The following is a 12,015-nucleotide window of genomic DNA, read 5'->3' on the forward strand; positions in this document are numbered from 1 at the left end:
AAGTCTTTACTTCTATTATTATCAGTACTAATCAAGATTTAATTTATGCTGCATCTGGATTATCTGAGTTATTGTTATCGCCATTATCAGGGTTATTAGGTTGGTCAGGGTTGTTAGGATTGTCTGGGTTGTTAGGTTGATCAGGGTTGTTAGGTTGATCTGGATTATTTGGATTGTCTGGGTTATTTGGTTGGTCAGGATTATTGTTATCACTATCTGCAAAGTGAATATCTTGAATATTTTCTTTTAAGAAGTTACGTACATTTTCATTAATAAATACTGCGCCGTTAAATTCATTTGGCACGCCACCCCAATGAATTCCAATAACTTCATTTTTGTCGTTGAATACTGGTGAACCAGAGTTACCGCCAGTAGTACTTAAGTCATATTGCATTGCTTCGCCTTTTAAGTAAGTGATTTTTCCTTTACTTTCCCACATAGTCGCTACAGGTTTGTCTCCAGGATAACCAGTTACAGTAATTGGTTGGTTAACTTGTGTTTCTGCATTATTGCTCATTGTCGCTGGTTTAACTACTTCGCCGATATGTTGGTTCTTGTCATTTGGAGAGAATTTAACAATAGCTAAATCGCCTTCACCAGTATATTTAGTTATTTGTTCAGCTCTGAAACCACCGTTTGGATAATTATCTTGGCTTTTTGCAGAAGGGAAAGCTGTTAAAGCTTGAGGGTTACCATGTGTAGCGTCTACAACGTGTTTATTTGTTAAAAGTGTATCTTTACCTACTACTACACCTGAGGCAATAAATGTTCCAGTAGCTGATTCAACTTGAATAAAAGTAACAGGTGCATAATGTCCGTTAGTCGTATCTTCAATTTGATGACGGTCATTATTTGGTAAGATAACATTTGCATGTTCGCGTTGTTCAATTGGTTTCAAATTATTACCTTTTTGAATCTTAGGTGATTGTTGCTTATCTGATTGCGTCTGTTTTGCATGAGAATCTAGGGAATTAGAAGATAACGCATTTGCTGATGGGGAATTAACAAGAGTCAATGTTGTCAAAGTTGCAACTAATAAAGAACTAACTTTCAAAAATTTACCTTTCATTTAAAAACCTCCAAAAAAATTATTTACAAGATAAATATAACACTAAAAGTTTTTAAGTCAATAAGAATATATAAAAAAATTAAAAAGTTTTTGTAAAGATTAGTGTTTACAAAAACTTTAAAGTAATTATAATTGAATTGTATTATACTTTATTTGGTTGAGTGAAATTAGTAGGGTGATTAATTGTTTGCATTTCCCCAATCAAAAAAATATGAATGGAGTTGTATAAAAAACAAAGTAATAGTAGGAAAGAGGAATGTTAATTTTAAATACTTTAAAATTTATAAAGTGAAATGGAATGTCTGATTTTGAAGTTATGTACTCTGCATAAAGTCAGATTTTTAGTTCAACTTTTGAAAGTAACATCATTTTTAAAGACTGAATTAAGTCTTTTATGATTGAAAATATATCACTGAAAAAAAGCAGTAGATGTTAAAGTATAAAAAAGGGGAGATATATGGTGAAATGAAAAAATGAAAACTGAACGTAACATTTTTAAATTCAATAACATAACGTCCAGTTCCTATAATTAATTTATTTAGTATTCAAAAATTGTGAGAGTCTGTTTATACCTTCTCTTAAAACATCCATTTCATAAGCATAAGAAATTCTTACAAATCCTTTACCAGCATCTGTAAATGCAGAACCAGGAACAATAGCTAAATGTACACTTTCTAATAAATCAACGCAGAATTTGAAATCATCATCTGTTATATGTTTAATACTTGGAAAAATATAAAAGGCACCTTCAGGTTGTGCAGTAATGTTAAAACCTAATTTTGTTAATTCAGAGACTAAATAATTTCTACGTTCAATATAAGCTTCGTTCATGTATTTAGGTGATTCTAATCCTTCCTTAAGTGCAGCTATACAGGCTATTTGAGCAGGTACGTTTGCACAAATACAATTATACGCATGCATAAATGTTAATTTTTCTATTAAATATTCAGGACCTAATAAAAAGCCAATACGTATACCAGTAGCTGAGTGAGACTTACTTAGCCCTCCAATTAGTAACAATTGGTCACGAATATCTTCAAATTCGGCAAATGATACATGCTTTCCACTAAAAGTATTTTCCGCATAAATTTCATCACTAATGATGAATATTGGATAATGTTTTAAAAGATTTACTAGATCTTCTACTTCATTTCGTCTCAATACAACACCGGTTGGATTTGTAGGATAGTTTAATAAAATGGCTTTTGTCCTAGGTGTTATATGTCTTTCTATGGCATCAGGTGTAATTTTGAATTGTGTTGTTGTTGTATCAATATAAATAGGTATTCCACCTAGCACTTCAATCAATGGAATATAGCCAGCATAAATTGGACCAGGTATTAGAATTTCATCGCCAGGTTCAATGATTGAACGTAAAGCTGTATCTAATGCCTCACTTGCACCGTTCGTAACAATAACTTCTTCCGGATCATAATAAAATTGATATCGATTTTTAAAGTATTGACTAATTGCTTCTCGTGTTTCTAGCAAGCCTTTATTGTGTGAATACGTTGTCTTATTATTTTCAATTGCATTAATATATGCTTGTTTAACCACGTCTGGCATAGGGAAATCAGGTTGGCCAATAGTTAAATTAATACAGTCATCAAGGTCTTTCATACGATTTGAAAACTGACGTATGCTTGGCGCTCTTAAATATTTAGAATTTGAATTTAGAGAAAGTTTCATCATGACACCTCAAATATAAATCATATATTGTCTAAAAATTTAGAAATTAATAATATCATAACATATTTTTTAAAGGGAAGAGATTAAATTACATTGTCGATTTTAAAATAAGTAAGGAGTTAAAAGTCATATTTATCTTTGATATTTTAATTTTGTTGTGCATGAGAGGAGCGTTATTCTAATTGAAATAACTAATGTTCTTTTAAGGTAAAATATGCTTTTGAAATAGGCAAACGTTATACCTTTAATTGTTTGCGCGTAATTCAACATAGAATTATATTTTCGTGCAAGTGGAATAGGTATTATATAGAGAGGAGCTTAAAGTAGTAAAATACCCCATCACCAGAACTGAAAATAAGTCAGCTTACATTAGTTTTAACAGTTGAATTAACTGATGTGACCTTATTCAAGATGATATATCATCAAATATTCTATTAAAGAAAATGATACGTTTAATTGATGAACAATAATCGAAAAGCATCATAAAATAAAGTGTTGAAAAAATAAAACTGCAGGGTGTGGGATAGAAATGGTAAAGAACTACTAATAATTTATTATATTGTGGTTCTTGATCCTGGAACATAAAGTTCTTAGGCAAAGTAAAAAAGCTGATTTCTATTAATTGTTTGTTAGAAATCAGCTTTTTTGAAATGGAAGCGCATCGTTAATAAGTCAACATACTTCCAATTTAACATTTTAGAGTCTAGGACATTGATTTATGTCCCAGACTCCACTGCTTTTTGGAATTTACGAATTAAGAACTCTTGAATTGAGATGGTTTTTGTAGGTTAATGATTGGATTCGTCCATTTACAAATAAAGTTTGTCGACAAGACATATACAATCACAACAGAAATACTAATTAAAAATATATAAGTCATCATGGATATAGGCTTATCAAATGGATACCATTCAAATCCTCTGACAATACCAATTATTAGACCGTGCAATAAATAAATATAAAGCGTACGACTACCAATATATGTGTAAAATTGTTTCTTTTCAGGAATTAAATTTAAAAATGCAGTCATTGCAATTAAAATAATAGCGTATAATATCAGCCTTTTAAAAGGACTAAAAATACTTTGTCCTTCATGTTCAAGGGAAGTATATGGTGAACTTCCTAGTAACCAATCGGCATTAATAGGATGAATCACATAAATCACATAAAATATGATAAACGTAATGATAGATACTGGTATAAGTTTCTTACTTTTGAATATATTTGTTTGTTTTCTAGTGAAAATAAAGCCAATATAAAATATTGGAAAGAACACAATTGTTCGTGAAATGCTTAAGTAACTATCTATGTTTTCTGAAAATCCAGCGGCAATAGAAATTATAATTGAAACAGTTAATACTTTATATGGACTAAATCTTCTTACGATAACTAAAATAACATGGAAGAAAAATAAAGTAATTAAAAACCATAGTGCAAATACTGGATTGAATGGATCGAGTTGTAACTCATCGCTCTTACCTGTTAGAAAATAGTATATTGAAAAGAATGCAAAGAATATCATATAAGGTACAAGTAATCGTTTTGCAATTTTTTCTAAATAATAGGGTTTATCAATATTTTTAGCAAAATAACCAGATATAAATAGAAATGTTGGCATATGGAAACTGTAGATAACTAAATATAGAGCAGATAAAAATTTATCTCCGCTAGTATAAGGTTGTAACATATGTCCAAATACGACTAATAGTATTAAAATTGCTCTTGCGTTGTCAAAAAAGTAATCTCTCTCTTTTAATGAAGTCATATTTTTTCTCCTTTATGTCAATGAGACTCTTACTAATTTATTATATTTTGTATTAGTTATGCAACAAATTTGTCTATTGTGTCGATTAGTATTGTAAAATTTATAAAAAAAGCATATAATATTATAAATAAAATGTAGTGGAGTAGAACAACATGTATAAACAACTTGAAAAACTTATTACACTGACGAATAACGACTTAAACCTAGTGAATAGACGATTTGGGCAACGTACGGATATTACATCAGAACAATTAGAACTTCTCCGTATATTATACAACTTCGACCGCTTATCACAGTATGATTTGACGATGAAGATTAGCAGAGAACAATCTATAGTTTCAAGATGGATTAAGAAATTAGTGTTGAAAGGGTACATTACGAGTCAACAATCAAGTGAAGATCTTAGATGCAAGGAATTAATCTTAACAAATCAGGCACGAGATTTAATTTCTCAAATAAATAAAGCACGCTGTGAATTGATAGAAGCAAGATGTCAATGTTTATCAGAAGGCGAATTAGATAACTTGAATCAACTTCTTGATAAGTTAAATCAGCGACGTATTTCATTGTAATATGACAAAGACATTTACATAATCAAGTAGACAGGAAAACATAATCAATTGAATAAGGTATTACGAGCAAAAATGGCGGCGGTTGTTAAAATTGATGGATGATAAACAATCGCCGCCTTTTTTGCTTGTGTATGTAATGTATGAGGATGCTAGTGTGTGGTTATTGACATTGGTGTAGAGGCTAATGTCGATATTTTTGTGTATCATTTGTAAATGATATAAATTTTGACTTATTTTTATATGTTTATGAGGATAAAATGTGTCTGCTTGATGTCATGTTTAATTGTCGGCAATTTCACAACCGTTTTGTGACCATTTGTACTATTGTGTCTATATTCAAAGTATAAAAAAGGATCAAAGGTCATCCGCCCTCTGCTCACATTAGTAAGCGGGGTGGGGATGACTTTTGATCCTAAATTTGTTGTGGTTTATTTATATTGTGGGATGTCGAAGTATTTGCCGACTTCGCCGATTTTATCGTAGTAACCTTTGATGATTTTAGCGTTAATGTTTGCCCAATCTACATCTGTAGCATATTGGTGTGTACCTGGATGTGCAGGATTCCATCTCATTTTGTAAAGGGTATTTTGACCAGCTTTTACATATGAGTTGCCAATGAACTTAGCACCACCAATGATTGCTTTAGAAACTGTGTCCCAACCAGATTGTTTTGCATATTTGATACCTTCACGTAATGGATCGTTATCATACGCTGCGATACCAAATACATTATGGAATTTTGTTGCAGTATTAGTTACAACTTTATTGTTAACTACATCTGCGCCTTTTGCTAATTGAGAAGTACCATTACCAGTTTCTAATAGTGCGTGTGAAATTAGGTAAACTTCATTAATACCATACATTTGAGCTGCTTTATTGAACGCAGCACCTTGATTTTCTAATACGCCTTTACCTTTTAAGAACTGATTGATTTTATCAACAGAAATATTTTGTGGTTGGTCTAAGCGTAAAAATTGATATTTAAGTGCAGGATCTTGAGCTAAACGTTTTGTATCCATAGCATGTTTTACATCGTTAAAATTAGCATCTGTCCATTTACCAGGAACACGTTGTACTTGTGGTTTATATTGTAAACCAGCTTGTAATTGAGCTACTTGGTTTAATGTCATGCCTGTTTGGTTATATTTAATCAATTCTTTAGCTAAATCAGTTGATTTAATCCATGCTAGCTTACCGTTAGCTAATTTACCATAGTACCAAGTTTGCCCATTAATGACTTGTTGTTTAACAACAGCAAATGGTTGCTCGTTGAATGCTTTTAATGAGTATTTTGCATTATCCGCATTTGGCGTTACATAATAGTATCCATTACCATTTTTAATTACATATGTGTAATTGTAATCTGTTGCTTTAGAATTTGTAGGTTTAACAGCAGTAGGGGCTGTTAAATCTTTAACATTTACCCAACCAGTACGGTTGTTGATTGTACCGTATAAATAAACATCGTTTCCTACAGATACTTGTTTCGCTGCATTAAATGTACCTTGTGCAATATTATTGCCTGGTAAAATGACTTGGTTTTTAGTACCCCAAGGTACCATTGATAAGCCACTATTTGATTTATTTACAGTGTATTTTTGAGAAGTTTTAACTTCTGTACCTAAGTTTTGCATATTTAAGTCTTTTACATTGAACCAACCTAATGGGATGTTATGACTTGAATTATTTAAAAGTACATACGTTTCATTACCATGCGCACGTTGTTTTGTTACATAGAATGTACGGTCTGCGTATTTAGCGCCACTTTTAGCTGTTTTTTCATAAACAGAAGCACGAATACCTGTATTGTTTGCTTTAACTTGAGCAATCTTGCTAACCGTTTGAGTTGTTTGCGTTGCTTGTGGTTTAACAACAGAATAAGCTTTTACAGCTGTTTTTGGTTGTGCTACTGCTTTTTTAGGTGCAGCAGGTACAGCTAAATATGCTTTACTTACCCAACCAGATTTACCATTGACAGTTCCATATAAATAGATAGATTTATCAATTTGTTGTTGCTTTGTAGCTTTGAAAGTTTGGTTTCCAGAACCAGTTACTGAGCCTGCTTCTTGTTTATAAGTACCCCAAGGCACTGAATATAACTTAGTACCAGGTTTAACTGTATATGTTTGCATTACACTTTCAGGTGATTTTGCATTGTTATAAACGACATCGCCTTGTTTAACCCAACCAATTAATGTTGGACTATTATAATCTTTAACTAAGTAGAATTTGTTTCCACCTAGACTAGCTTCTTTAGTTACAGCAAATGTTTTTTGTACTTCTTTAGTTGGCTTGCCAGTTTTATCATAAACAGTTGTGAATAAACCATTATTTTTAGAATTAATTTGAGCAACACCATTTAAAGCTGAAACTGTTAATTTATTATTAGTTGTAGGCGTAGTAGGTTTAGGTGTTGGTGCAGGCGTAGGTTTAGCAATATCAACTAAATATGCTTTACTTACCCAACCAGATTTACCATTCACAGAGCCATATAAATAAATTGATTTATCAATTTGTTGTTGCTTAGAAGCTTTAAATGTTTGGTTTCCAGTACCAGACACACTACCAGCAACTTGTTTAGATGTACCCCAAGGTACTGTGTATAACTTAGTGCCAGGTTTGATTGAATATGATTGATTAACATTTACAGGTGTTTTAGCTGTATTGTAAACAACGTCGCCTTCTTTTACCCAACCAAATTTGTTACCAGAATTATAATCTTGAACAAGATAGAATTTTTGGTTTCCTAATGTAGCTGTTTTTGAAACAGCAAATGTTTTTTGAACTTCACTAGTTGCTTTACCTGTTTTGTCGTAAACAGTAGTATATAAACCACTATTTGTTGGTTTAATTTGAGCAACACCATTATTTGCAGCTACTGTCAATTTACCTGTTGTAGGTGTTGACGGTGTAGATGGCTTAGTTGGTGTAGTAGGGGTAGTTGTTGATTGTGTACCCCAAGGCGCTACTTTGCCCATTTTAATTAAGTACTTTTCATTAATTAGGTCATATAATTGATCGTAACTATAGTTGTGACTTCTTAAATAACCATGTGGGTCAGCGTGGTCAGTACCACCTAAATATTTACTTACAGCATAGTGTGTCCACACTGTACCTTTTCCATCATATTCCGCACTATCTGGTTTTAAACCGTAGTATTGTAATTGTGTTGCCGCATAATCTGCATAGTTGTTCATTGAACGTGCGAATGAAGCGTAGTCATGCGTATGCACGATTTCAACATTGATAAATCTAGGGTTACCAACAGCACCTACACCCCAAGATAAATAATCTGTTGGTGCAGTTTCGACAATACGATTACCATCAACAAATGCATGAACAAATGCATTTTGATAATTGTTTTTCATATAACTGATTTCACCATTGATTGTAGAGTTATCATTCGCTGTATCGTGTACAACGATACCTTCTGGACGACCAACACCATTACGATAAGCATATTTAGGGAAGTAAGATGTGTAATCTTCTTCAATCTTAGGTGCTTTTAAGTTATTTTTACGAATGTAGTCGTTAATAGATGAGTTTACTTGTGGTTTATATTTAGGTAAGCTCGTTTTTGGTGCAGCAGCAGCTGTTCTAGGTTGTGCAGTAGCACTAAATGTCGTTACTTTAGGTGTTGTAGTAGCCGCAGTTTTTGGTGCTGATGTAGTTGTTGCTTTTGGTGCAGCTGCTTTATATTGCGTATTTAGAGCAGCTGGTTTTGCTGCAGATTTAATTAATTCTGGGTTAATTTCAGCATTTGTATTTGTAGTTGTATCATCTTCATCATCAACTAAACTATAACCAGCACTTGTAACATTCGTATTAGCTTTAGGCGTTGTAGTACTTGTTGATTTAGCAACAGGTTGTACTTTATTTGTCGTAGTTGATTTAGTTGCACTTGTGTCACCATTTACTTGTGTAGTATCAACTTTTGTATTTACTTGTGTATTTGTTGTTTTGCTTGCTGCTTTCGGTTGGACAATTGCAGGGTCTTGATATACTTGTGTGCCTGAGATGTTTTGCGTTGGATTTTTTACCTCAGCTTTTGCTTGTTCTGTTGTTGCTTTAACTTTATTACTATCTAAGACATTTTTATTAGCAGTTTGATCTTGAGTTGTTTCAGCTGCTTGTACTTGATGCGCAGTGACTGCTGAACCAACAAGTGTTAATGCAACCATTGATGGTAGTTTGTAATTGAATTTTTTCGCCATTCTATTTATTACTCCTAACATTTATTAATTTTAATAACATTATAGTACCTGTTTTATAGACCTGTGCGTATTTAACCAATTTGTAATATACTTTTAATTTACATTTTTCCTTTAAAAACAAGAAATAATTTAAGAATCTCAATGGTGACGTGATAGTATAAATAAAATTGATGTCAATTTAAGAATTGGTTTATTACAAATGTTTCTAAAATAGATACAACTTTTTTTAATTATGTGAGGTTAATTTTTTCATCATTTCGACATGTTCAATACCTTCCTCAAGAAATATATTACCTCGCTTTTTAAAGTTTAAACTTTCATAAAATGGAATAGCATGACATTGTGCATGCATTGTTGCATTCTCATAACCTTCATCCTTTGCCAAAGAATCAACAGCTTGCATAAGTTTTCTACCAATACCTGTACCACGATAAGATTTAACTACCGCAACGCTCTCTATTTTTACTAGCGTTTCATTAATAGGGCGAATACGTGCTGTTGCAATAGGTTGATTATGTTGATCATATCCAATTAAATGTACGGAAATTGATTCATAATCATCTATTTCGTTCTCTTCAGGTACACCTTGTTCTTCAACAAAAACTTTTTTTCTAATCGAAAAACAGTCTTCTAACATTTGCTGATTAATAACTTTTTTAAACATCTAATCCCTCCAAATTTATAAAGCAAACATTTAAATTAATTTATATATCATAACATATCTAGAAGGAAACGATATTTCTTTTTAAAAACAAATAAAAAAAGCTATAAAAATGATTCAAGTTAATCATCTTTATAGCTTATGAAAATAATTGATTACATTGCTTCTTTTCTAATGATAGCTGTGTACTGCCAAAAAATTCGCATTTGGGCAATATTCCAGTTATTCATTCCCATAGTAAATCCTGATGGTCTAAATATATTTACATCTGTCACTTCTAAAGCTGCTGCAACTAAATATTGTAATGGAATACTTAGTGACTTCATTGTTTCAGTAATGCCATTTTCATCATAAACCCATGAAAATGGTAATTCTGATTCGAAAACATCGACACTATTAAAAATTTCAGGCAGCGCCAATATATAACATGCACCATCTACAATAGGGTTCTCAATACTATCTTTATAATATATTAAGAGTGCTTCATAATTTTCGCGATGCTCATGATTGACGTAAAAAAATTCACTTCTAAAATGAGCCATATCTTGACTATGAATAATTTGTTGTTCTAACACATTAAACATGCCATTTATATTGGCGATTTTTTCATATGTTTTTCGACTCATATATGATGCTCCTTTCATATATAGTTTATGTTAAAGATTAATTACTAATTAAAGTTAATTAGTTACACCAGTTTGGTTATTTGAAGACTGAGGTGTTTGTTGCGCATTATTTTGGTTTTGATTTGTGTTTTGATTTGTGTTTTGATCTGTTCCAGATTGTTGTTGGCTATTAGCGTCACTATTATCGTCAGAAGACTTATCCTTTTCTTTATCAGTCGTATCATTTTGTTCTTTTCTCAATAAACTACTATCTAAAGGTGTTAATGGAATTAAAGAGCCATAATGGTTAATAACACGTTGATCTAAGAAATCATTTTTATCATTAATAGGTGATAGTTCTAAATCTTCACGAAGTAAGTTTGCATATTTTTGAATACTTTCAACGCTAGGATGATAGTAGTAAATACCATTCAGCATATCATCTTTACCTTTTAATTGTGCAGTTTTGATTTTAACATCGTTTGTTAAATACATTTTTGCTAAAGCTTTAATTTCAGAGTTTGTTAAATTATGTTTAGCATTTTTACCAACAATTTGAATTACATTATCTAATTTGTCGATCGAATCAACTTCTTGTGCTTTTTGGAATAAAATCTTAATTAATTCCATTTGTCGTTGACCACGTTTTAAATCTGAATCATGGTGTCTCGTTCTAGCAACAGCTAAAGCTTCATCACCATTCAGTTTTTGATAACCTTTTTTAATTTTGATTTTACCAGTATCATCCGTGTTTGGTTCATTTAAATCATATGGCACATCATAATATATACCGCCAAGTTCGTTAACAGCTTCAACAAATGCTTTCATATTAACTCTGACATAGTAGTCAACAGGAACATTCATTGTTGCTTCAACAGAGTCCATTGCAGCAATTGGCCCACCATAAGCATGTGCATGCGTGATTTTGTCATAGTATCCAACTTTTGGAATGTAGCTAATAGTATCACGAGGAATACTAAGCATTCTAATCTGATGTTTAGATTGATTAAAAGTAGTTAAAATCATAGCATCCGATCTTGAGTGTTCAGCATCTTGTCCTTTCTTTCTTCGGCCATCATTATCATCAATACCTAAAAATAGAATCGAGATAGGCTGTTCTTCAGGATTTACTTTTTTGTCACGTAAATTGGATTGTCGATTAGCATTTTTACTATCTTGAGAAGATTCGAATGCGTCTTGAGACGTTTTAAAAAGTAACGTAGCATAGACTATTGGAACAACAATTAGAACTAATGCTAGAAGGATCAAAAAGTATTTTAAAAATTTATTCATGATTGATGCTCCTATATTAAATTTTTTGTTAAATCATAATCATTATTTTAAAATATAATTAGTTGAACGTTAAAAATACAACATCATTACTAGTACATTATAGCCTTAAATTGTAGTACTTTATAGTAAAAATTACAAATATTATGC

The 12,015-nt window shown here is 31.6% G+C and carries 8 protein-coding genes; 1 reads left to right on the forward strand and 7 read right to left on the reverse strand.

Translation table 11 applies throughout. The annotated features are described in order from the left end of the window. Positions 1-43: 43 nt before the first annotated feature. The 3 genes from sspA to SAMSHR1132_RS04715 form a co-directional block, all read right to left on the reverse strand. Entirely contained in the window at positions 44-1,069 is a 1,026-nt protein-coding gene (sspA, locus tag SAMSHR1132_RS04705; RefSeq protein WP_000676579.1) for a Glu-specific serine endopeptidase SspA, read from the reverse strand. A gap of 534 nt (positions 1,070-1,603) precedes the next feature. Continuing rightward, entirely contained in the window at positions 1,604-2,758 is a 1,155-nt protein-coding gene (locus SAMSHR1132_RS04710) for an aminotransferase class I/II-fold pyridoxal phosphate-dependent enzyme (RefSeq protein WP_000777563.1), read from the reverse strand. A 754-nt stretch (positions 2,759-3,512) separates the two neighbouring features. Beyond that, on the reverse strand, positions 3,513-4,523 hold the full coding sequence (locus tag SAMSHR1132_RS04715; RefSeq protein WP_000202430.1) for an acyltransferase family protein: 1,011 nt from the start codon (positions 4,521-4,523) through the stop codon (positions 3,513-3,515). Positions 4,524-4,675: 152 nt separating this feature from the next. Here SAMSHR1132_RS04715 and SAMSHR1132_RS04720 point away from each other — a divergent pair, with 152 nt between their 5' ends. Next, entirely contained in the window at positions 4,676-5,095 is a 420-nt protein-coding gene (locus SAMSHR1132_RS04720) for a MarR family transcriptional regulator (RefSeq protein WP_000278018.1), read from the forward strand. Between the two features lie 428 nt (positions 5,096-5,523). Here the strand turns inward: SAMSHR1132_RS04720 and atl are convergent, their stop codons facing one another. From atl to SAMSHR1132_RS04740, 4 genes are all read right to left on the reverse strand, one after another. Then, positions 5,524-9,309: a bifunctional autolysin gene (gene atl, locus SAMSHR1132_RS04725; protein ID WP_001074507.1), complete on the reverse strand. Its 3,786-nt coding sequence runs from the start codon at positions 9,307-9,309 to the stop codon at positions 5,524-5,526. 226 nt (positions 9,310-9,535) lie between these two features. Next, complete coding sequence (locus SAMSHR1132_RS04730) at positions 9,536-9,973, reverse strand: GNAT family N-acetyltransferase (RefSeq protein WP_000475238.1); 438 nt, start codon at positions 9,971-9,973, stop codon at positions 9,536-9,538. Between the two features lie 152 nt (positions 9,974-10,125). Continuing rightward, a complete protein-coding gene (locus tag SAMSHR1132_RS04735) occupies positions 10,126-10,596 on the reverse strand; it encodes an osmotic stress response protein (protein ID WP_000088438.1) in 471 nt (156 codons plus the stop codon). Positions 10,597-10,650: 54 nt separating this feature from the next. Next, positions 10,651-11,868: a polyisoprenyl-teichoic acid--peptidoglycan teichoic acid transferase gene (locus SAMSHR1132_RS04740; protein ID WP_001031986.1), complete on the reverse strand. Its 1,218-nt coding sequence runs from the start codon at positions 11,866-11,868 to the stop codon at positions 10,651-10,653. Between the last annotated feature and the right edge of the window lie 147 nt (positions 11,869-12,015).

The organism is Staphylococcus argenteus (genome assembly GCF_000236925.1).
Classification (GTDB): domain Bacteria; phylum Bacillota; class Bacilli; order Staphylococcales; family Staphylococcaceae; genus Staphylococcus; species Staphylococcus argenteus.